At 64.4% G+C, this 21,318-nt stretch carries 20 protein-coding genes and 1 tRNA gene; 16 read left to right on the top strand and 5 right to left on the bottom strand.

Features of this window, described 5'->3' with window-relative positions; genetic code table 11:
- Positions 1-44: 44 nt before the first annotated feature.
- Positions 45-860, top strand: coding sequence for a hypothetical protein (locus tag V6R86_RS05205; protein WP_338502708.1), 816 nt, complete (start codon positions 45-47; stop codon positions 858-860).
- Positions 861-864: 4 nt separating this feature from the next.
- Here the strand turns inward: V6R86_RS05205 and V6R86_RS05200 are convergent, their stop codons facing one another.
- Complete coding sequence (locus V6R86_RS05200; protein WP_338502707.1) at positions 865-1,560, bottom strand: type 1 glutamine amidotransferase domain-containing protein; 696 nt, start codon at positions 1,558-1,560, stop codon at positions 865-867.
- 104 nt (positions 1,561-1,664) lie between these two features.
- Here V6R86_RS05200 and V6R86_RS05195 point away from each other — a divergent pair, with 104 nt between their 5' ends.
- The 4 genes from V6R86_RS05195 to V6R86_RS05180 are packed head-to-tail and all read left to right on the top strand — an operon-like array spanning position 1,665 to position 4,241.
- Positions 1,665-2,843, top strand: a complete 1,179-nt coding sequence (locus V6R86_RS05195; protein ID WP_338502706.1) for an LL-diaminopimelate aminotransferase — start codon at positions 1,665-1,667, stop codon at positions 2,841-2,843.
- 35 nt (positions 2,844-2,878) lie between these two features.
- Positions 2,879-3,562 (top strand): META domain-containing protein, encoded by a 684-nt coding sequence (locus V6R86_RS05190; protein WP_338502705.1) that lies wholly within the window; start codon positions 2,879-2,881, stop codon positions 3,560-3,562.
- Between the two features lie 41 nt (positions 3,563-3,603).
- Positions 3,604-3,756, top strand: a complete 153-nt coding sequence (locus V6R86_RS05185; RefSeq protein WP_338502704.1) for a DUF2256 domain-containing protein — start codon at positions 3,604-3,606, stop codon at positions 3,754-3,756.
- Complete coding sequence (locus V6R86_RS05180) at positions 3,753-4,241, top strand: DUF2721 domain-containing protein (RefSeq protein ID WP_338502703.1); 489 nt, start codon at positions 3,753-3,755, stop codon at positions 4,239-4,241. The genes V6R86_RS05185 and V6R86_RS05180 overlap by 4 nt, the downstream gene beginning before the upstream one ends.
- 1 nt (position 4,242) lies before the next feature.
- On the opposite strand, the gene V6R86_RS05175 is transcribed toward V6R86_RS05180, so the two are convergent.
- A complete protein-coding gene (locus tag V6R86_RS05175) occupies positions 4,243-4,662 on the bottom strand; it encodes a hypothetical protein (RefSeq protein WP_338502702.1) in 420 nt (139 codons plus the stop codon).
- A gap of 109 nt (positions 4,663-4,771) precedes the next feature.
- On the opposite strand from V6R86_RS05175, the gene glpX reads away from it, so the two are divergent.
- From glpX to V6R86_RS05135, 8 genes are all read left to right on the top strand, one after another.
- Entirely contained in the window at positions 4,772-5,746 is a 975-nt protein-coding gene (glpX, locus tag V6R86_RS05170) for a class II fructose-bisphosphatase (protein ID WP_338502701.1), read from the top strand.
- Between the two features lie 42 nt (positions 5,747-5,788).
- Entirely contained in the window at positions 5,789-6,298 is a 510-nt protein-coding gene (locus tag V6R86_RS05165; RefSeq protein ID WP_338502700.1) for a PH domain-containing protein, read from the top strand.
- Between the two features lies 1 nt (position 6,299).
- Complete coding sequence (locus V6R86_RS05160) at positions 6,300-7,844, top strand: PH domain-containing protein (RefSeq protein WP_338502699.1); 1,545 nt, start codon at positions 6,300-6,302, stop codon at positions 7,842-7,844.
- A complete protein-coding gene (gene recJ, locus V6R86_RS05155) occupies positions 7,841-9,592 on the top strand; it encodes a single-stranded-DNA-specific exonuclease RecJ (RefSeq protein WP_338502698.1) in 1,752 nt (583 codons plus the stop codon). Before V6R86_RS05160 ends, recJ begins: the two co-directional genes overlap by 4 nt.
- 43 nt (positions 9,593-9,635) lie before the next feature.
- Positions 9,636-9,710: transfer RNA gene (locus V6R86_RS05150), tRNA-Glu, on the top strand.
- 78 nt (positions 9,711-9,788) lie between these two features.
- Positions 9,789-11,318: a DUF6538 domain-containing protein gene (locus tag V6R86_RS05145; protein WP_338502697.1), complete on the top strand. Its 1,530-nt coding sequence runs from the start codon at positions 9,789-9,791 to the stop codon at positions 11,316-11,318.
- A complete protein-coding gene (locus tag V6R86_RS05140; RefSeq protein WP_338502696.1) occupies positions 11,267-11,794 on the top strand; it encodes a WecB/TagA/CpsF family glycosyltransferase in 528 nt (175 codons plus the stop codon). Before V6R86_RS05145 ends, V6R86_RS05140 begins: the two co-directional genes overlap by 52 nt.
- Entirely contained in the window at positions 11,791-12,954 is a 1,164-nt protein-coding gene (locus tag V6R86_RS05135) for a cell wall hydrolase (RefSeq protein ID WP_338502695.1), read from the top strand. The genes V6R86_RS05140 and V6R86_RS05135 overlap by 4 nt, the downstream gene beginning before the upstream one ends.
- Before the next feature lie 19 nt (positions 12,955-12,973).
- On the opposite strand, the gene V6R86_RS05130 is transcribed toward V6R86_RS05135, so the two are convergent.
- Entirely contained in the window at positions 12,974-14,428 is a 1,455-nt protein-coding gene (locus V6R86_RS05130) for an oligosaccharide flippase family protein (protein WP_338502694.1), read from the bottom strand.
- Between the two features lie 111 nt (positions 14,429-14,539).
- Entirely contained in the window at positions 14,540-15,901 is a 1,362-nt protein-coding gene (locus V6R86_RS05125) for an O-antigen ligase family protein (protein WP_338502693.1), read from the bottom strand.
- 177 nt (positions 15,902-16,078) lie between these two features.
- Between V6R86_RS05125 and V6R86_RS05120 the strand changes: the two genes are divergently transcribed.
- The 3 genes from V6R86_RS05120 to V6R86_RS05110 all read left to right on the top strand — a co-directional run bounded on the left by V6R86_RS05120 (position 16,079) and on the right by V6R86_RS05110 (position 19,838).
- Entirely contained in the window at positions 16,079-18,403 is a 2,325-nt protein-coding gene (locus V6R86_RS05120; RefSeq protein ID WP_338502692.1) for a hypothetical protein, read from the top strand.
- A gap of 85 nt (positions 18,404-18,488) precedes the next feature.
- The gene (locus V6R86_RS05115) at positions 18,489-19,331 is read left to right on the top strand and encodes a DUF6492 family protein (protein WP_338502691.1); all 843 of its coding nucleotides are present in this window, start codon (positions 18,489-18,491) and stop codon (positions 19,329-19,331) included.
- 306 nt (positions 19,332-19,637) lie between these two features.
- The gene (locus tag V6R86_RS05110) at positions 19,638-19,838 is read left to right on the top strand and encodes a hypothetical protein (protein ID WP_338502690.1); all 201 of its coding nucleotides are present in this window, start codon (positions 19,638-19,640) and stop codon (positions 19,836-19,838) included.
- On the opposite strand, the gene V6R86_RS05105 is transcribed toward V6R86_RS05110, so the two are convergent.
- Entirely contained in the window at positions 19,835-20,575 is a 741-nt protein-coding gene (locus V6R86_RS05105; protein ID WP_338502689.1) for a hypothetical protein, read from the bottom strand. The two genes, V6R86_RS05110 and V6R86_RS05105, sit on opposite strands and share 4 nt — an antisense overlap.
- Positions 20,576-21,318: the final 743 nt, after the last annotated feature.

The following is a 21,318-nucleotide window of genomic DNA, read 5'->3' as shown; positions in this document are numbered from 1 at the left end:
GGGATGTGCGCGGGCCGAGGTTCGGCTAAGGGCGGCGGATGGGCGTGGCCTTTCCTTCTCCGGCGATCAAGGCCGACTTGCCGGTGCGCAGTCGGCAGGGGCGCAAGACGCGGCAGCAGCGGATCGGCGGGCTGGTCGCGGCGCTGGCGCTGGAAGCGTTGGTGGTGCTGGCGCTGCTGACGCTCGGAAGCGGGCGTTTCGCGGAGATGGCCAAGGAGGGCCAGCCGCTCAAGACCTTCGATCTGGCCGCGCCGAGCCTCGAGCTGGTGGTGGAAGCGGTTCAGACGCCCGAGACCAAGAAGGTCGTCACCGAGACCAAGCCGCAGCCGGGGGCGGAGGTCGCGCCGGCGCAGCCTGCGCCCGATGTGCCATCGATCCAGCCGCCGACCCCGGCCCCGCCGCGCCCGTCGCCGCTGGTGGAATTGTCGCGCGACGATCTGGCGTCGGCCGACCTTCGCTCACTGCCCTCGGCGCCCAAGGCCGCTCGGACTTATGGCCCCGCCGCGCCGAGCAGCGCGGCCGATACGCCGCTGGTCGACGGCACCGGGCCCAATGGCGAGAAACTCTACGCCGCTGCCTGGCAGCGCGAGCCGAGCGAGAGCGAGCTGCGCGGGTATCTATCCACCGCGCAGCCCGGCTGGGGGATGATCGCCTGCCGGACGGTGGCCAATTTCCGGGTCGACGATTGCGTGCCGGTGAGCGAATCGCGCGGGTCGCGATTGACCCGCGCGATGCTTGCCGCCGCCTGGCAATTCCGCGTTCGCCCGCCGCGGATCGGCGGCCAGTTGCAGGTCGGCGAATGGGTCCGCATCCGCATCGACTACGGTGTCAGACAGCGGGCGGCGTGGGAGAAGGACTAGGCGATCAGGCTTCGGCCGGCTCCTTAGCCAGCGCCTTCAAGAGCGCTTCGGCGGTCGGTTCGCTCGACGGCGGGTTCTGGCCGGTAATCAGCAGGCCGTCGGTCACGACATAGGGCTTGAAGGTGTCGCCCTTGCTGTAGTTGCCGCCCAAACGCTGCAATTCGTCCTCGAGGAGGAAGGGCACCACGTCGGTGAGCCCGACCGCTTCTTCTTCCTCGTTGGTGAAGCCGGTAACCTTGCGGCCCTTGACCAGCGGGCTGCCGTCGGGCGCGGTGACATTCTTCAAGGCGGCGGGCGCGTGGCAGACGAGACCGACCGGCTTGCCGTCGGCGAGCGTCTTTTCGATCAGCGCCTTGCTGTCGGCATCGCTCGCCAGATCCCACATCGGGCCATGGCCGCCGGGGTAGAAGACGGCGTCGAAATCCTCAGCATTTACTTCCGACAGCTTCTTGGTCGCGGCGAGCTGGGCCTGGCCGTCCTGGTCGGCCTTGAAGCGGCGGGTAGCGTCGGTCTGCGCGTCGTCCTCGTCGCTCTTGGGGTCGAGCGGGGGCTGGCCGCCCTTGGGGCTGGCAAGCGTGATCGTGTGGCCGGCGTCTTTCAGCACATAATAAGGGCCGGCGAATTCCTCGAGCCAGAAGCCGGTTTTCTTGCCGGTGTCGCCGAGCTGATCGTGGCTGGTGAGGACCATCAGGATGTTCATGGGGTGCGTGCCTCCAGTGGGTTGCGTTTCGAGACGAACCACGCCCGCGCGACCTTGTTCCGCCTGCCCTTGCCGCAGTGCAGCAGGGGCGGCACAATCGCCCCATGCACACCGACTTCTACCGCATCGAGCGGCTGCCGCCGTACGTCTTCGCCGAAGTGAACGGGATGCGCGCGGCGATGCGGGCGGAGGGGCGCGACGTCATCGATCTCGGCATGGGCAATCCCGACAGCCCGCCCCCGGCGCATGTCGTCGCCAAGCTGTCGGAAGTCGCGGCCAAGCCCGATGCGCATGGCTATTCGGCGTCGAAGGGCATTCCGGGCCTCCGGAAAGCGCAGGCGGCTTATTACCAGCGGCGGTTCGGGGTCACGGTCGATCCCGATAGCGAAGTGATCGTGACCCTCGGGTCGAAGGAGGGGCTGGCCAACCTCGCGCAGGCGATCACCGCGCCGGGCGACGTGATCCTGGCACCCAACCCGTCCTATCCGATCCACAGTTTCGGCTTCATCATCGCCGGCGCCGCGATCCGCTCGATCCCCGCTGCACCGGGCGAGGAGTTCTTCGAGCGGCTGCGCATGGCGATGCGCTATACCGTGCCGCGGCCCAAGGTGCTGGTGATCGGGTATCCGTCGAACCCGACGGCTTATGTGGCGGACGTCGCTTTCTACGAGAAACTGGTCGCCTTCGCGCGTGAGCATGAGATCTGGATCATCTCCGACCTTGCGTATGCGGAGATCTATTTCGGCGACGTGCCGACGCCGTCGATCCTCGCGATCGAGGGCGCCAAGGACGTGGCGATCGAGTTCACCTCGATGAGCAAAACCTATTCGATGGCGGGCTGGCGGATCGGGTTCGCGGTCGGCAATCGGGAGCTGATCGCGGCGTTGACGCGGGTGAAATCCTATCTCGATTATGGCGCCTTCACGCCGGTTCAGGCCGCGGCGGTGGCGGCGCTGAACGGGCCGCAGGACTGCATCGCCGACACCCGCGCGCTGTATAAACGGCGGCGCGACGTGCTGGTGGAAAGCTTCGGGCGCGCCGGGTGGGAGATTCCGGTGCCGCAGGCGAGCATGTTCGCCTGGGTGCCGATCCCCGAGCCGTTCCGACATCTCGGCAGCATGGAATTTTCCAAGCGGTTGCTGGCCGAAGCGGGGGTCGCGGTGGCGCCGGGTGTCGGCTTCGGCGAAGAAGGCGAAGGCTTTGTCCGGATCGCGCTGGTCGAGAACGAACAGCGCCTCCGGCAGGCGGCGCGCGGGGTGAAGAAGCTCCTGAAATCCGCCTGAAACGAGCTTTTCCGCCGCTGGGGCGTTGGGGCCGTATGAACAACAAACTCATCCCCCTTGCCGCCTCTGCCCTGCTTGCCGGCTGCGCGACGAGCGGCAGCGTCGGCGGGCCGGCTGTGGACCCTTTGCTCGCGCGGGGCGAAACCCCGGCCTGGCAATTGACCGTGACCCCGGCGCGGATCGTCTTTTCGGGCCCCGGCGGCGCGCCGGCGGTGGACGAGGCCAATCCGACCGGCACGGTGCCCAAGAACGGCCGCCTGCAAGGCCAGCGCATCCTGATCGACAGCCGGACCCAGGCCTGCGCGCTGACCTCGACCACCACCACCCAGACGGTACGGGTGACGGTGGACGGCCGGACCTATGAAGGCTGCGGCGGCGAGCAGTCGCAGGGCCTGAGCCTCGGCGCGGGAAGCTGGACGGTGCTGTCGGTCAACGGCCGCCCGACCCCGCTCGACCGCCCCTTTACCGCTTCGTTCGAGCGCGGACGGCTGAGCATGGTGCTCGGCTGCAACCGGCTGAATGCGCCTTTTGCGCTGGCGGACCGGGTGCTCAGCGTTGGCACCATCGCCAAGACCCGCATGGCCTGCGCCGATCCGAGCTTCGAGGAAGCAGGCGAAAAGGCGCTTGCCCTACCCTTCGTCGTCGAGGCCATCGGCAGCGAGCAGGTGGTGCTGCGCAATGCGGTCGGCACGCTTAACCTTGCGCGGACGCGGACCTGAGGCCGTTTGACTGCGTCACCGGCCAGCGTCAGGAAGGCGCGATGCCCAAGATGCGCAAAAAGGCCGATCTGCCGAGCAAGCTTTGCGCGTCGTGCGGACTGCCGTTCACATGGCGCAAGAAATGGGAACGGGACTGGGATCAGGTGAAGTTCTGCTCTGACAGATGCCGCTCAGCCGGAGCGGCCAAGGCATGACCCTGCCGGTCACGCCCGACAGCGCGTCGGCGGTTGCGCATATCATCGGCCAGGCGGTGGCGCCGGTGTTCCTGCTGGCGGGGATCGGGGCGTTTCTCAACACGCTGACAGGGCGGCTGGCGCGGATCGTCGATCGCGGCCGGGCGATCGAACCGCGCCTGCTGGAAAGCGTCGGGGCCGAGCATGACCGGCTGGTGCGCGAGATCAATACGGTGGATCGGCGGATGCGCCTGGTCAGCAGCGCCATCACCTCCACCGTCGCCAGCGCGGTGCTGGTGTGCGCGGTGGTCGTGCTGCTGTTCGCCGCCGCGCTGGTCGATCTTCATGCCGGGCAGGCCATCGCCCTGTTGTTCATCGGCGCGATGGTGACGGTGGCGGTGGGCTTCTTCATCTTCCTGATCGAAACCCGCGTCGCGGCCCGTGCCATCCGGGTGCGCAAGGCGCTGCTGACTCACGAAGTGGACGAGGCGGCGGGCGACGAGTGAGCTAGCGTGGCCGGGGCACGTCGGTGCCGGCGGTCTGCCATTCCTCCAGTCGGCCGTTTCGGATCAGCCCGGCGCGGAAGGCATGGCCTTCGGGGTCGAGCACCAGCCAGGCGTTGGGGCCCTTGGACACCAGCAGATTGCCCTGGCGCGTCAGCGGTCCGGCGGTCATCATCGCGTCGCGAAAGGCCTTGGCCGAGGAACCGAGCCGGGCATTCAGGTCCACACTGATCGGACTGCTGTCGATAAGCCCGCTTTCGGACGGGCGGCGGCCGATCATGCCGTTCAATGCGGTCCAGTCGCCCGGGTCTTCGCTCATCTGTTCGAGCGGAGGCGCCGCCGCATTATTCACCGGAGGCTCGTCGTTCGAGCAGGCGGCGAGGAGCGACAGGGCGACGAGAAGGGGAGCGGCGCAGCGGTTCATGACGGGACAACGCGCCGAAACCGCGAAAAGGGTGCGCCCCGCTTTGTTGCCGGACCCGGCTGCCCCCGGTAGGGACGATCTCAAGAGCGAACAGGAGGAAATCTACCCCGTGATCCAGGCATCCAATATTCTCGACCGCGTCCTTGTCCTCGAGATGGTGCGAGTCACCGAAGCGGCCGCCATCGCCGCCTCGACCCTGATCGGGCGAGGCGATGAAAAGGCGGCCGATGCGGCGGCGGTGGAAGCCATGCGCGCGGCGCTGAACGAACTGCCGATGGACGGCACCGTGGTGATCGGCGAAGGCGAGCGCGACGAGGCGCCGATGCTCTATATCGGCGAAAAGGTCGGGTCCGAGCAGGGCACGGGACCCAAGATCGACATCGCGCTCGATCCCTTGGAAGGCACTACGATCACCGCCAAGGCCGGTCCCAATGCGCTGGCGGTGCTGGCGATCGCCGAAGCCGGGTGCCTGCTCAATGCGCCTGACGTCTATATGGAGAAGCTGGCGATCGGGCCGGGCTATGCGCCGGGCACCGTCAGCCTCGAGCGGTCGGCGACCGAGAACGTGCAGGCGCTGGCCAAGGCCAAGGGCGTCCGGCCCAACGAGATCATCGCCTGCGTCCTCGACCGGCCGCGTCACGCCAGCGTGATCGCCGAACTGCGCTCGATCGGGTGCGGCATCATGCTGATCCCCGATGGCGACGTTGCCGGCGTGATCGCGACCACCAACCCCGACACCACGGTCGATATCTACATGGGCTCGGGCGGGGCGCCGGAAGGCGTGCTGGCGGCCGCGGCGCTGCGCTGCGTCGGCGGGCAGATCGAAGGCAAGCTCCTGTTCCGCAACGACGACGAGCGCGGTCGCGCGCGGCGCTGGGGGATCGAGGATCTCGACCGCATCTATCGACTCGAAGACATGGCCAAGGGCGACTGCATCTTCGCCGCGACCGGGGTCACTGACGGGTCGCTGCTGAAGGGCGTCAAGCGCCGCAGGAATTGCATCACCACCGAAAGCATCGTGATGCGCGCATCAAGCGGCACCGTGCGGCGGATCGCGGGCGAACATCGCAAGGCGGACGCTTGAAGCCACGCCGCGCTGCTGTATTATGCGCGTATGACAGCTGAGGTGATCGAGGGGGACGCGGCGTCCGTGTACGTCGCCGGCCGGCCGGCCGGGACCGAGCCGGTCGAGCGTTCCTATGTCCAGGTGATCCGGGTCCGCACCCTGCTTGCCTGGGTGCCGTTCGTGATCGGCGCGGTGGTGCTCGACCGGCTGGTCCTGGCCGAGACGCCGGTCGGCGGGCTGCTGCTGGTGCTGGTGCCGCTGCTGGCGGTGCTGGCGACGGCGCTCGCCCCGCCGCGCATCTGGGCCCGCCTCGGCTACGCGCTGGAGCCCGCCATGCTGCGGGTGGTGCGCGGGTGGATGTTCCACACCGACACCCTGGTGCCGCTGGTCCGCGTCCAGCATCTTGATGTCGCGCGCGGGCCGCTCGACAAGATGTTCGGCACTGCCACGCTGGCGATCCATACCGCGGGCACCCACAACAGCATCGTCACCCTGCCCGGCCTGTCGCCGGCGCGCGCGGCCGAGCTGGCGGCGGCCATCCGCACGCATATCAAGGCGGACCTCGACTAGGGTGAGCATTCCCCTCACCGCCGACGACGCGCGGCCCGAGCGGCTGCATCCGCTCGCGCTGTTGAGCGGGCTCGGGCGCGCGGTGCGCAATGCCATCGGCGGCATCGCGGCGGGCGGTTACTTCGCATTTCAGGGGCGGCCCCTCATTGCCTTCATCCTTGTCGGCAGCCTGCTGGTTATCGCGCCAATCGTGATGTTCATTCACTGGCGGCGCTTCTCCTTCCGGGTCGGCCATGATGCGATCCGCATCGACAGCGGCATCCTCAGCCGCAACCAGCGGACCATTCCGTTCGACCGGGTCGCCGATGTTTCCATCGCGCAAGGCCCGCTGCAGCGCGTCGTCGGCATCGCCCGCGTGACCTTGGAAACGGGGGGCTCGGCGGCGGGGCAGGAGGAAGGCGTACTCGACGGCATTGCGCTGCACCGCGCGGAAGCCTTGCGCGAGCATGTCCGATCGATGCGGGCGGCGGCGCGGGGTCCTATCGCGGCGGACAGTGTTGCCGTGGCCCAGGCCGACGAAGAGGCGGCGCCCTTGTTCGCGATGGATGCGCGCCGGGTCCTGACGCTTGGCCTGTTCAATTTCAGCCTGGCGCTGTTCGCCGGCCTGTTCGGCGCGACGCAGACCTTTGGCGACGTGCTCAATATCAACCCGTTCGAGCGCACGTTCTGGCGCCCGATTCTCGAGCAAAGTGGCCTCGGCGATTGGCTGCTTGCGCATCGCATCGGCCTCGCGATCGCGGGGGCCGTGGTACTGGTGATCGCCGGCACCGTCACCGGCCTCGTCCGCACCGTGTTGCGCGAGTTCGGCTTCCGGCTCGACCGCACCGGCAACGGCTTCCGCCGCCGCCGCGGGCTGCTCACCAAGACCGACGTTTCCTTGCCCACGCGGCGGATCCAGGCCGGGCTGATCGTCACCGGCCCGGTGCGCAGTCATTTCGGCTGGCGCGCGCTCAAGGTCCTGAGCCTTGCCGGTGAGGCGAGCGGCGGCAAATCGGGGGAACAGGGCCGCGACGATCATGTGCTGGCGCCGCTCGCCACCGACGCGGAGATCGCGCCGATCGTGGCCGGGATGGGGCTGGCCCTGCCCGGCGCGGCGACCCCGTGGCAGCCGGTCGCGCGCGCTTATGTGACGAGCTTCCTGGTCGTGATCGCCGCGGCCATGGCACTGGCCGCGATGGTGGGGACGATCGTCCTCGCCGTCCAAGATGCCGATCCGCTGGCCTTCGCCGGTCCGCCGCTGCTTGCGCTTGGCGGGTTCGCGGCGCTGGGCGCGCTGCGCTGGTTCGAGTGGCGGCACACGGCGTTCGCGACCGAGGACGGCCGCCTCCTCATCCGCAGCGGTTGGTGGAGCCGGCGCACCCTCCTCATCCCCTTGCGCAACGTCCAGAGCGTCACCCTGCGCGAAAGCAGCCTCAGCCGCCGGTTCGGCATCGCCGCGCTTGCGGTGGATGTCGCCGGGGGCAAGTCGGGCGGACAAATCGTCCCCGCATTACCGCGAGATCGCGCGAGTCTTCTGCGAGCGGAGCTGCTATCGGCGCAGCCATGAACGCAGCGCTTGGAGTTACACAGTCGTTGTCGGGCCAGGCTTGGCGCTGGCGCCGGCCGCAGGGGGACGAGAAGCTGGGCACCGCGCTGCTCGACGAGCTGCTGCTCGGCCGCGGGGTGAGCGAGGCCGAGCTCGACCGCTATCGCAACCCCACGCTGCGCGACCTGCTGCCCGATCCCAGCTTGTTTCGCGACATGGACGCGGCGGCCGAGCGCGTCGCGGCGGCGGTGCTGGCCGGTGAGACGGTCGCCATCTTCGGCGATTATGACGTCGACGGCGCGACCAGCAGCGCGCTGCTCGTGCTGTTGCTGCGCCAGCTCGGCACCGAGGCGCTGGTCCACATCCCCGACCGCCAGGCCGAAGGCTATGGTCCCAACCTTCCCGCTCTGCTGTCGCTGAAAGCGCGCGGGGCGAGCCTGATCGTCACGGTGGATTGCGGCGCGCAGGCGTTCGAGCCGCTGGCCGGCGCGCGCGAGGCCGGGCTGGACGTGGTGGTGGTCGACCACCACCAATGCGCCGCCGCGCTCCCCCTGTGCCATGCGCTGGTCAATCCCAATCGCCTCGACGAGGGCGAGACGGGGATGAGACACGGGCATGTCGCGGCGGTGGGCATGGCGTTCCTGCTGGCCGTGGCAGTGGTGCGGACGCTGCGCGGGCACGGTTATTTCGCCGGCCGGCCCGAGCCCAAGGTGATCGAATTGCTCGATCTGGTTGCGCTCGGCACGGTGGCGGATGTCGCAAAGCTGCACGGCCTCAACCGGGCGTTCGTAACGCAGGGGCTGAAGGTGATGGCCGCAAGCCGCAACATCGGGCTGGTGGCGCTGGCTCAGGCCGCGCGGTTGAAGGGCGCGCCGAACTGCCGCGACCTCGGCTTTGCGCTGGGGCCGCGGATCAATGCCGGTGGGCGGGTCGGGCGGGCCGATCTCGGGGTGCGGCTGCTCACCACCACCGATCCCGAGGAAGCGCACGCCATCGCCGAGGAACTCGACCGGCTGAACGAGGAGCGGCGCGGGATCGAGCAGGGCGTGCTCGACGAGGCGATTGAGCAGGCCGCGGCGCGCGAGGGCGACCCCGTCATCACCGTTGCCGCCGAGGGCTGGCATCCCGGCGTGATCGGGATCGTTGCCGGGCGCCTCAAGGAACGGTTCGGCAAGCCCGCCTTCGTGATCGCGGTCGGCGAGGATGGGATCGGCAAGGGCTCGGGCCGATCGATCGGCGGGGTCGATCTTGGCGCCGCGGTACTGGCGGCGAAGGACGAAGGCCATGCGGTCGGCGGCGGCGGCCATGCGATGGCGGCGGGCGTCACGCTGGCGCCGGGCGGGGTGGCCAAGTTCCGCGAGTATCTTGGGAAGCGGCTGGCAGCGGATGTCGCGCGGGCCACCGCCAACCGGGCGCTGGTGCTCGACACCATGTGCGCCCCGCGCGGGATTGGGGCGGGCCTCTGTGATTCGCTCGACCAGGCCGGGCCCTACGGCGTCGGCTGGCCGCAGCCGCGCGTCGCGGCGGGCGAAGCGCGGCTGATGCGGGTCGGCGTGGTCGGCAACGGCCATGTCCGGGGCATCGCCTGCGGCGCGGACGGCGCCAGTTTCAAGTGGATCGCCTTCCGCGCCGCCGACACCGCGCTCGGCCAAGCGTTGCTGTCCATGCCGGGTGACCGCAAGCTGTGGCTCGCCGGAACGGTGCATCGCGACACTTGGAACGGCGGCGATGCGGCCGAACTGCATCTTGAAGATGCCGCACTCGCTTGACCGGGTGGCGCGCTTCACCTAGGGACCGCCTCGCCTCACCGATGGCCCCTTCGTCTAGTGGTTAGGACGCGGCCCTTTCACGGCTGAAACACGGGTTCGAGTCCCGTAGGGGTCACCATCCGAGCCTAAGGCTCGGAAAGCGGTGGATTTACGGCCTCTTTACCCATCATGTGTACAGAACATGGGTACAGAAATCGTGAAGAAGTCCAGCATGGCCACTCCATTCGCCGACCCCCGAACGGGCCAGCTTTACTTCCGTCGCGCCATCCCGCAGCCGCTTTGGCCGGCCTTCGGCGGCAAGCGCGAACGCAAGATCACACTCGGCACCAAGGACCCGCTCGCAGCGAAGGAGCCATTCGCCCGGCTGAATGCCGAGTTCGAGGCTGACCTTGCCACCGCCAGGCGCAAGCTTGCCGAAGGAACGCTATTGCCTACGCCGGGCGCGGTCGTCAGGCGCTGGTGCGAGAGCCCTCCGTCAAATGGCGGCTTGTCGGGTCAGCAGCGGTTTTTGCTTACCCTCATGGAGCTGGACGCGGGCGTCGGCGGCCGCTTCTCGGCCAGCCCGAAGCAGATCTACCCTTCCGCAATCACGGGACCGGCGGTGAACACCGATTGGAACGCGGTACTTGGCGACTGCTCGCGTTTCGAAAGCATCGTCACTCACGTTTACGGAAGCGAGTCCGAGCAGGTCGGGACCAATTGGATTCGGTCGCGGTGGCACGAGCCCGAGAAGGTCTGGCACCCTCATCTGCTCAAGGCCGCCGACCGGATCCGGCACTTCGTTACTGAGGCTGATCGCTTCTCCGCCGAAGAAATCGCCCGAGCCCTGCTAGCCGTGCTCGACGAAAAGCGACCGGCAGACGAAGATTTCAATCGCGCCCGCTTGGCCAAGAGGCGCCACCGGCCCAACCGGTCACGGCTTCGCCCCAACCTGCGCTTGAAGCAGCTGTTCAATGAATGGCAGGACGGCAACAAGCCACGTCCGCAAACAGCGCTCGAGTTTGAGGCGTCCATAAATGACTTCATCGACTTTGCCGGCGATGTGCCTGTGTCCGAGATCGATGCTGATATGCTCTATGACTATCGGGATGAAGCATCAAAGCTCCCCAGCACCATGCCGCGTGCGGATCGTGCCCTCCCTTTTCGGGCTCGAGTGGAAAAGCACGGCGCCGGTACGCCCAAGTGCTCGCCGGCAACCCTGAAGAAGCGGGTCGGTGCCCTCCAGGCCTTGCTAACCTACGCCTTCCAGCAGCGCTGGACGTCGAGCAACAACGGTGCGGGCATCACCATCATCGGTTATTCCAAGAAGAGAAAGATCCGCCGCAGCTTCGAGGATCATGAGCTAGCCCTGCTGTTCACCAGGCCCCTCTTCGTTGATCCGACGTCCTGGAACTCGCCGTCGCGAATCAGCGATGTCACCATCTTCTGGCTGTTTCTCATCGCTGCCACGACCGGTGCTCGACTGGAGGAGGTCGGGCAGGTCGCGCTGGCTGACGTCCGCCGCGATGGCGACATCGTCTATCTCGACATAAGCGACCATGTGCTTTTGGAGGACGGAGAAGATAAAAGCGTCAAGAACGACGAGTCGAGGCGACTGGTGCCGATCCATGCCAATTTGGACATCTTTACGAGGAAGCCGATCTTAGCCTCTGCGACAGCCGGATCATCGCGCACTTGGCCCGCGCCCGCGGCCTGTCGCTGCCGGTCGTGCCAGGAAGCGACCTGACGCTGAAGCTTTTCGAGCAGGTGATTCGGCCGGGCGACCGAATTGCCATTGTCGGCGGCGATCGCGAGATGGTGGCCGATCTTGCCGGTCGTTATCCTGGCCTCGATCTCCTCCATTACGAGCCGCCGATGGGGCTGCGCCGCAACGCCGTCGCGCGCGAGGAAGCGGCGCGGTTCATCGCCGAGGCGCATGCCCGCTTCACGTTTATCGCCGTCGGCTCGCCCCAGCAGGAAATGATCGCCGGCGCGGTGCGGGCGTTTCCGCAAGCGACCGGCATGGCGTTGTGCATTGGGGCCTCGCTCGATTTCATCACCGGGCGGCACCGCCGCGCGCCCAAGCTGATGCAGAAGCTCAGCATCGAATGGATGCACCGCCTCGCCTCCGATCCCAAGCGGATGTGGCGGCGCTATCTGGTCGAAGGCCCGCGCATCTTCCTGCTCGCCGCCCGCCATCGCAAGGGCGCCGCGGTACGTTGATCGAGACCATCACCCTGACGGGCGCGCGGCACATCACCCTGCCGGGCGCGGCCCCGGGCCGCCCGTCGGCGGGCAAGCGCCGGCGGACGATGCTGTTCGCCGCGCTCGGCCTGCTGCTGCTGGTGGCGGCTGCGATCGGCGGTCTGTATCTGTATCGCAGCCAGCCGGGATGGGGCTCGACCGACGCCGCTGCCGACGCCCAAACGGCGGCGGGCGGCAATGCGGTGGCCGGCACCGAAGCCCTTCCCGAGCTTCCGCCACCCGACCTGTTCCGGCCGCTCACCCCAGAAGAAGCGCAGAAGCTCAATGCCGAGCGCCCGGTCGAAGCCGTCGCGGCGACCCCCGCCCCGCCTTTCAAGCTGCGCGCGGACGAAATCAGCCGGCTGCGCGCGATCGACTGCATGACCCAGGCCGTTTATTACGAAGCGGCGTCCGAAGGCGTCGACGGCGGCCGCGCGGTGGCGCAGGTGGTGCTCAACCGGGTCCGTCACGGCGGCTATCCCAACAGCGTCTGCGGCGTGGTCTATCAGGGCAGCCAGCGCGTGACCGGGTGCCAGTTCACCTTCACCTGCGACGGCTCTCTGGCGCGCACGCCGGTGGCGTATCTGTGGCAACGCTCGAGGCAGATCGCGAGCGAGGCGCTGGCCGGCCGGACCTTCGCGCCGGTCGGGTTCGCGACCCATTATCACGCCGATTATGTGGTGCCGTACTGGGCCGCTTCCCTCGACAAGATCGCGGTGGTCGGCCGCCATATCTTTTACAATTTCCGCGGCTCGGCTGGGTCGCGCGGCGCCTTCCGGCAGGGTTATGCCGGGGTCGAGCCGGCGGTGCAGGTCACTTCCGCCGAGGTGATCGCCGAAAGCCTCGACACACTGGAAAACGCCACGGCGCCCAGCGAATTGCCGCCCGAGATAAAGGTCGAGGAAGACCGCGTCGAAGCGCTCGCTCCCGCCGCGCCGGTCAAGGCGCAGGATAGCAGTCCGCTCGAGGCGGACCTTGCCCGCGGTTCGCTGATTCTTGGCGAGGCAGCGCCTGCCAAGAGCGGCAAGCCCAAGGCGTCTGCTGCTGAGGACGTTTGCAGTACCGGCGGCAGTGATCAGTCCATGCGAGCAGCCCAATCCGCGGTGACGCGTGTGGGTGCGCCTAAGGCTGGATGCTGAGCGAAACGGGCGCGTTGACCTAGGCGGTCGCTGAGTGCGTAGCGGCATGTGGCCGCCCAAGTAGGCGTGAGAGCTCCAGATAAAGTGGGTGCCGACGAGAGACGAGCAGAACGGCCCAGCACAACACCCCAATCGCCACCGCCGCGATGATGTAGGGAAGCGGTGTGTCCGGCGAATTGTCGAACCACAGCATCAGGACGCCAGCCGGAAACACTGCGGCAAGAGTAGCTACCAAAGCTTCGACATAAGTATCGCGTAGTGCGCCCGTCGGTCCTCCGACGAGTTCCATCAGCGGCTTTCGATAGAGGAGAAAGGCGAACACAGCTTCTGCAACCTTGGCCGCCGCAGCGAGGGTCAGGCTGACGGTGGTCGCCGCCGCGAACGCGGCATAGCCGAAGATCGCTCGAACCAATTCGATGCGAACCTGCTCCTTGGTCCGGTGGCGCAGGATGTGAACCTCCGCAGTCAGTCCCACGGTGGCCGCGATGGCTGTGGCGACCATCAGCAAGCTCAGAGGCATCGCAGCGGCCTGCCACTTAGCGCCGTAGAGAATGGCAATGATCGGCTGCGCGAGCACCGCAATTCCGATCATCATCGGCCATAGCAATCCCAGCAACAACCGCATGAAATAGAGGTAATTCTGGTGGATTTCCCCGCGCTCGCGAAGATCGGCCGACAAGCGACTGAAGATGACATTGCTTCCGGCGCCGAATACAATTCCATTGAGTTGCCCGGGAAGCCCCGAGGCACGGCTGTAAAGTCCTAGCGCCCCCAGACCCAGCATGGACCCAAGCGTCATCTCGCCAACACGGTTATTGATTTGCGTGATGCCGCCGATTCCAACCATCTGGAATCCGAAATGCGCTATCTTTCGAACTCCGACCAGACGCGGCTTCCAGACGTCGGGCCTCCAAATCGCGAAGTTGAAAGCGATGGATGTCACGGTGAAGGTCAGCACCTGTGCCCAAGCGAAGCTCATATACTCGAAGCCGAGGAGCGCGAAACCGACGGTAGATGCGGCGAGCACCACTGCACGGACGATCGCCATCGCCGAAATCAGCCCAAACCGCATGGCGCGCGCAGCAAGCGCCCCGGGAATGAACTCAAACATCGCGATGAGTGGGAAAAGGGCGAAGACGAGCAGGAAGCGACCAACTTCCCTCGACCCAAAAAGGTATGAAGAAAGCGCCGAACCGGCGAGGATGATCGAGCAGTACAACAAAGTCATCAGTAGGTTGACGGTAAACAGCGACCGCAACAGATCGCGGCTGACTTCCTCTTCTCGCATGATATATTTGGCGAGCCCGAGCTGCATGAAGACATTGATGATCGTCGTTGCAGCGACAGCCATCCCATAGATGCCGAAGTCGCGGGGCGTGACAATGCGCGCCACGATGATGGTGGAGAGAAAGATAAGGACAAACGAAACGATCTGCGCGCCGTAGGTCCAGATTAGAGAGCGACGGACCGACATTTCAGCGGTTCGACAAATTTCGATGTGTTTGCATGACGATGCAGCCCCGGTGCGTGGCGTAATGTGAATTGGCGACCGTTGGCGTTTGCGAGTCCGGTGCGCAATGATGGCCTAGGCCGATTGCATCGCCGAGGCCAATGTCGGTTGTGGGCGACCAACTCGTGCGCTCTTCGGACTTTTCCGGCTGTCCTTAGATCCCGCGATCAGCCGGCTTCGTAATCCGACAATCAGTCCGAGGCTTCCAGCCAAAGCATATTGCACAACGTAGACCGCGAACATCCATTCCACGAGCGCATGGAGGCAGATCGCAACCAATCCACAGCCAAGGCCGATTAAGACATCTGCTTCCGGGTTTTTGCGAAAGCGAAAAGCGGTGCTGAATGCATACCATAAGGCACTTGCGAGAAGGGCAATAAGGGTCAGCAGCCCCAGGTAACCCGTTTCCGCGGTGACCAGCAGGTAAGATTGGTGGACATGCGCCGAACGGTTAGCGGACGACCAGTTGACGCCGCCTCGCTCGGCATAGCCCTCGGTAATTGAGACAAAGACATAATGGTTGGGTCCAATCCCCAACGGGTGCTCCCTTATCATCATGTGTGCCGCTTTCTCGAAGGCGACACGTTGTTCGTCCTTGGCCATCACGCCGCCGATTTGACCCGACGTACGCCGCTCGATGGTGGAATATGCAAGAGGTACACTGGCGGCCAGGAGAAACAGACCGCCCACGGCATAGGCGATCTTTTGGCCGCTGAAACGCAAGGTTATTGACAGCAGCAAGGTCAGGATCACTCCCGTGCCGCCGAGTAGGATCGTGGCTCGCGAACCGGTCAAAATAACGACGACTAGGCCGCAGGCGATGCCGAGGGCGGCGCGAACAGGCCAACGGCCGGCAAGAAACATGCCGCACAAGGGCATGAGCGCAAGATGCGAGACGAACCCAAGCAGATTTTGGTGGCCTAACGAGCCGCCGGTCTGGAAAATGCCATGCGCACGATCCGAGATGGCGTAACCCGCCTGGACCGCGATACCCAAGACCAGGCCCGTCAGGAGCGCTTTCTCACCATCTTCTTGCTGGGCGACCCGGGCAACGGCCAGAAACACCAGCATCATCCGGACGAGCTGTATCGGATAGGAAAGGGCGTAGGACGGAAAACGCGCCTGCATTACGGCGAGTAAAACCGCACCGAGATATGCCAGCAGCGGCCACAGGAGCGCCATTCGCGGCCATCGCCCGCGCGTGCCGAAAATGACTCCGAACGCGACAGCGTCGAGCAGGCTGATTTCCCAGCCCTTGACGTATCCCGACCACATCGGAGTGGCGTAGGGGGCGATGATAAGGTGAAGGGGATCGAGTACGAAGGGCAGCAAGGTCAGCGAACCCCACGCCCATTTGGCCCCACGCGGATTGGTTCTCAGCCAGCCAATCAGGGCAATGGCCGTGAAGAGGATGAATGCCAACCCCGCCCACTTCAACCTGCTATTCCTTCCTACTGATTGCTGCTGCGTCGCCGACGCATGAGCCATTTAAGGCGCTTTTGCGAGCCCCTTCGCTGATTATGCTCTTCTTATGGCACGATAGTTCTAAAGGAATGCTAGCATGGTAGCTGCCTGCAGCACGCGGTTGCCGCCCCAGAGACGAGGAATCTGATTGTGGATCGACGCACGGCCCTCAAAGGAATGATCGGAGCCGCTGGGGCGGGAGCGACGTTCGGATGCGGCGAAGGCATGCTCACCGCCGGCAATGCGGCCGATCTGCAGCCGGCTGCGCCCGCCCAGCCGCCCCTGCAATTAGGACCGGTTGCAGGCTTTAAAGCCGTTTCCCTCGCGCAAGTTCCGATCGGCGCTGGCGGTTTCGTGACGGGGATCGAGATCAGCGCCGACGGCGAATTTTTTGCCTGCCGGACCGATGTCGGCAACGCCTATGTCCGGCGTCGCTCCGATAAGTTCTGGATGCCGCTGTTCACCACGGACAGCATGGAAGCGAAGGAATATGATCCGCTTCCTGACGCCAAGGACAAAGCCGACGGCCTAGGCGTCGCGGGCATCCGCTTGGCTCCGTCCGACAAGAATGTCATCTATGCGAGCTTTCAAGGCAGCATTTGGAGGTCGGCGGACGGGGGCAGAACGATCCGGCGAACCGCGCTGAGGCCGGTGAAGATGCTGGCGAACACCGGCTGGCAGCGCTTGTTCAACCCGGCAATCGATGTTCACCCGAAGATTCCGTCTTCAGTCATCGTCGGCACCTGGGGCGAGGGGGTTTGGTACACGGCCGATAGCGGCGTTACCTGGCGCAGCGCAGCCGTGCCGGCTGCTGGCGCAGCGCAGGATGGCGCGCCCGGCCTCTATCTCGTGCTGTTTGACCCAGGTTCGCCAGATACGGTGTATGTCTTTGTGACAGGTCTTGGCCTGTTCCGATCTACCACCGGCCCCGCAGGGCAATTCGAAAGCCTTTCTGGCGGCCCCCGCTACAGCTCCAATATCGTCGCCAGTGCCGACGGCAGCATTTACGTTTGCGAATTCACCAAAGAGACAGTCGGCGGACTTCTATGGCGCTTCAAGCCGGGGGCCGGCTGGTCGTCGGGCAAGGGGGAGCAGGAAGCGTTCGTCGTTGCAGTCGATCCCGCCCGCCCGGAACGCCTGCTCGCCATCGCGCCCTATGGCGCGACCATGCAATCGGAAGATTATGGGGCCACTTTTTCGAAGGCCTTCATGGGGAAGTGGGCCGAGGGCGGCGGCGAAATTCGGTGGATGGGCGGGCTGACAATGCTGTTTCCGGCCCAGGTCCGCTTCGACCCCCGCGAACCGAACAGGGCCTGGATCGCGCAAGGTGTTGGCGTCGCCAGGGCGGACGTCGACCGGTCGCGGGGCTCTTTGACCGACTGGTCGGCCGGTATCGAGGAATTGTGCACGACCTCAGTGCTTTGCGTGCCAGGCGGAAAGACCTACCTGTCGGCCTGGGACAAGTCCTTCTGGCGGGTCGATAGCCTAACTTCGTTCAGCAACGACTTCCGCTATCCCGTTACAGCCGGTGGCAAGCACACCACCGATCTCGTCGCTTTCGCTTCCTCGATCGATTTTGCGCCCGAAGATCCGAACTTCCTCGTCGGAGTGATTGCGCCAAGCGATAAGAGCGCGCCGGGCTACACTGCAGATGGTGGTCGTACCTGGCAGGCATTCAGCAACGCGCCCGATAGCGGCTGGGGCAACGGCGGCTGCATTGCGGCCGGATCACGAACCAACATCGTGCTTCTGCCCTCGAACAATGCGGCGGGCGTATTCACGCTCGACGGAGGGCGCAGTTGGTCGCCCATCAAACTCGACGGGAGCAATCCCACCACCAATTTCGCCAATGCATTCTACGTAGCCCGAAAGAATATTTCGGCGGACAAGACCAGGCCGGGAACGTTCGCTCTGGTCTACACCACCGTTAAGGACAACGAATACACTAATCCTCTCGGGGGACTCTGGCTGACGCGTGACGGCGGAAGGAGCTGGACCAGGCAGGCGACCGGCGTCATTGGCGCACCGAACATTCCAGCTTCGGAGATGATGCTCCTTGGCATGGACCCCCGCCAATTCTGGCAATGCCAGCTGGAGTATGTACCGGGACGCTCCGGTGAACTCGTCTACACACCGCACGCCGATTTTCCGGGCGACCGCTTCTATTGGTCGAAGGACGATGGAAAGACCTGGAGCCAGCTCCACCCGTCGATCCGTAACGTGACAGCGTTCGGCTTCAGCAAGGCCGCACCCGGTCAATCTCGCCCAGCCCTATTTTTTTGGGGCGAAGTCAAGAAACAGAAGGGCCTTTTTGTCAGCATCGACTGGTTCGCTACCGAACCCAAGCTGCTGACTAGATTTCCAAGTCGGATGCTGGCTGGGGTTACCTGTATTGCGGGCGACCCCGACCGCTTCGGACGAGCCTATGTCGGCACCAACTGTGCCGGGTGGGTACGGGTAGACCTGGTGGTCTGATCTGGGCATCGTCGGCGGCGATGCATTGCCGTGCTGTCCCGCCGGCGTCACGAAAAGGCCAGCGGGCCGTCATCAGGAGCTTGCATTGCAGTCTGTCGCCTTTGTCACGCCGACCTTTCTTCCTGATCTGGAGAGATGCGAGATACTTGTCCGCTCGCTGGACCTGTTCGCGCCGGATATTCGCCATTACCTGATTGTGGATTCCTTCGAGATGGCGGCATTCCGGCATCTTGCCTCGTCGCGCACGATCCTGCTGGCCGCCGAAGACGTCATCGGGATCCGACAGTTACGGCTTCCGCTTCGCCAGAATTTTTGGCTGCATTGGCGCACCCTCCCGATGCGCGGGTGGATCCGTCAGCAATTGCTCAAGATGGCCGCCACCTCGTCGCTCGACCACGAGGTTTTGGTCTGCATCGATTCAGATGTCGCTTTTGTTCGCCCTTTCCAGCCCGGAATGCTGATGATCGACAACAAGATCGGCCTGCTGGATGTGAACTACACCGATGCGATGGTCGAACGGTGGACCGGGGTCGCAGAAGATCTGCTCGGGTTGGAGACGGGCAGCGCAGCACGGCGCGGTCATGTCGGCCATTTAATCAGCTGGTCCCGTGAGGACATGCGTGGGATGCAACGGCACGTTGAAAAAGCCACGGGCAAACCGTGGCAGATTGCGATCGGGCAGCAGCGCACCTTCTCAGAATATATATTGTACGGGGTCTATATCCGGGAAGTGATGGGCTATGAGAACAGTCGTCACGCTCCTTCGACCGTGGCGCTGGTGCGCCAGCCTTGGGATCATGATCTATCCACCCCGGAGGGACTGCGCCGCTTCATCGTTGAGCCCGAAAAAGATAACATTGCAGTAATGATACATTCGAAGTTTGATATTGCGCCAGCCGACGTCGATCGCGTCCTAAAAAACGCTTGATGGCAGGAAATTAAGTTTCTGAATACATACTAGGGCAGACAGGACGTATGTAAGGCGATGTGACGGATGATGCAGGCCCATTCTATGTAGTCGAAATGCCGTCAAAGCCCGAACAGGAACACGCCACCAACTCCAGCAAATTCGATTCGCATGAGGATGCTGTCACCAGGGTTAAGGCCAAGGCAAATCCATACTTTCCGGTAGGCTATTTTCGCATTGCCAGCGATGGCCTAGAGGGCGCGACTGGCGGACCCGCCGCATAGCCAAAGCCTCACGAACTAACCTGTTCATAGTGCAGCAAGCGTCTTGACCGAAGCCTTGGCTCACCTTCGGGCAACAGTTAAGGAAATTACTATGTTCGCACTAGGGTTCCTGGCCGGTCTGATCTCGGCACCGTTTGTAGGTCTGGCCGTGTTCGCCGTGATCAATGCCATTCTCAAAAATACGCCTGCGCCTCGAAACGGGAAAGGCACGCTGATGCAACGGCTGATCTGGCCAAGTAACTAGAGCCAGAGCGCCGGGGCTACGCGCCTAGTGATCTTGCGGGCATTATGCGCCGCAAGGTGCTTCCCGCTTAGATAGGACTTCATTGTGTTGCCTGACTGCCCTTCGTAGATGGGCTGGCAGCGAAAGCGCGGCACGATCATTGCTCCATTCTTTTTCAGGAGGGGATGAGCAATGTCAAAGAAGCCTTCCTCGATGGTGTAGTTGCAGCCGAACTGCCCTCGCAAATGCTTGTCGTAGAATGGCACGTTGAAGGCGAACAGCCGCGTATCCATCCAGTGGCCCCAGACTGAGGACGGGACGAGCGGAACGCGGCGGAGGTCGCAATAAAGGCTTGGCCGCTCATCGAAGGCGGGCGCGGTGGCGATGATTTCGGAAAGGTTCTTGACGATCAGCCTGCCGGTGATCTTCCAGACACGGGCGGTAGGCTCGATCTCGACTGACGCCAGCCCCTCGTCATACATCCGGAATTCGCCGTACCCCTTCCCCCTCGTCGGGTCATAATCCGGGCTGGTAGAGACGAATGTCACCTTGCCCGATACTTGCCCGATGAGGATGCGGAGGGTGGTAAAATCGTAACCGGAATTCTCAAAGACGAAGATCTGGTCGACCTGCGGCAACCTCAGATAGAAAAGCAGCGCGCTGAGGTATTGGGTGAGCCTTGTTCCCGCATCGTTGAGGGAGCTTTGGGTCATCCCCGCCGGGGGCTGCACCGTCCATGAAAGGGCGAGAATGTCCATAGTCCTCAGGCGGTAGGCTGATGGCTTGGCGCAGTCCAGTCTTACTCCGGCGTCTTTCAAGTATTGGCACGCCCGATCGATGATGCCGGCGTTTGCGCGGCCCTAGGCAAGCTTAGCATCACGCGAGCGTTCGAAGCTTTTTCGCTGGTCACGGCCTCGGTCGGAGTGGCGGGCGCGGCCTGCCGCGAAAGCCGGTCAGCAGAGGCTTATAGCGCGACCAGTGACCCTGGCTTCGGCTCCGAGGCTGATACAGGCGCGAGCACACCGGCGAGCAGTAGAAGCCTAGTCAAGAAGGTTGCGGGATGCATCGTCGATTTTACTGACTACAGATAACCCAGATGACGTCGCACAACTTCACAAAGCGATAATTATCGGAGCCTCCATAAGTATTTAATCAGGGATGAAGGGTTGATCCTCCGCTGCAAACTGTCGTCAACAATAAACGCTTCGACGATTACATCTGTAACGCCTGTAGAGTTTTCTAGCGCGATCTTGCACTCGACACCGGTCGGCGCGGGGGCGTTTGGACGTAACGTTTTGATTCGATTGTGAAAACCGGCGCGTGATGAGATCATGTCTTCACGCGATTAGCTGCTCCGAACGCTCTTTTTCGGAGACGGGATCTTAACCAATTCGGCCCAATTTTCCCGCTCGGCAAGGCGGCTACGCGACTGATCGTGCAGCCGAGAGCAAGAATAGCTGGGAGGGTTGAATGGGACTTACGTTCCCGGGAGATAGTGCTT

Origin of the sequence: Sphingomonas kaistensis, assembly GCF_036884275.1 — a bacterium.
Lineage (GTDB): Bacteria > Pseudomonadota > Alphaproteobacteria > Sphingomonadales > Sphingomonadaceae > Sphingomicrobium > Sphingomicrobium kaistense_A.
This window is presented reverse-complemented; position numbering and strand designations above follow the sequence as displayed.

Excerpts from the sequence above, each read along its gene's own strand:
- recJ (WP_338502698.1), top strand. The coding sequence starts at position 7,841 with ATGAACGCAGCGCTTGGAGTTACACAGTCGTTGTCGGGCCAGGCTTGG.
- V6R86_RS05175 (WP_338502702.1), bottom strand. The coding sequence starts at position 4,662 with ATGAACCGCTGCGCCGCTCCCCTTCTCGTCGCCCTGTCGCTCCTCGCC.
- V6R86_RS05195 (WP_338502706.1), top strand. The coding sequence starts at position 1,665 with ATGCACACCGACTTCTACCGCATCGAGCGGCTGCCGCCGTACGTCTTC.
- V6R86_RS05200 (WP_338502707.1), bottom strand. The coding sequence starts at position 1,560 with ATGAACATCCTGATGGTCCTCACCAGCCACGATCAGCTCGGCGACACC.
- V6R86_RS05190 (WP_338502705.1), top strand. The coding sequence starts at position 2,879 with ATGAACAACAAACTCATCCCCCTTGCCGCCTCTGCCCTGCTTGCCGGC.
- V6R86_RS05185 (WP_338502704.1), top strand. The coding sequence starts at position 3,604 with ATGCCCAAGATGCGCAAAAAGGCCGATCTGCCGAGCAAGCTTTGCGCG.
- V6R86_RS05180 (WP_338502703.1), top strand. The coding sequence starts at position 3,753 with ATGACCCTGCCGGTCACGCCCGACAGCGCGTCGGCGGTTGCGCATATC.
- V6R86_RS05130 (WP_338502694.1), bottom strand. The coding sequence starts at position 14,428 with ATGTCGGTCCGTCGCTCTCTAATCTGGACCTACGGCGCGCAGATCGTT.
- V6R86_RS05105 (WP_338502689.1), bottom strand. The coding sequence starts at position 20,575 with ATGGACATTCTCGCCCTTTCATGGACGGTGCAGCCCCCGGCGGGGATG.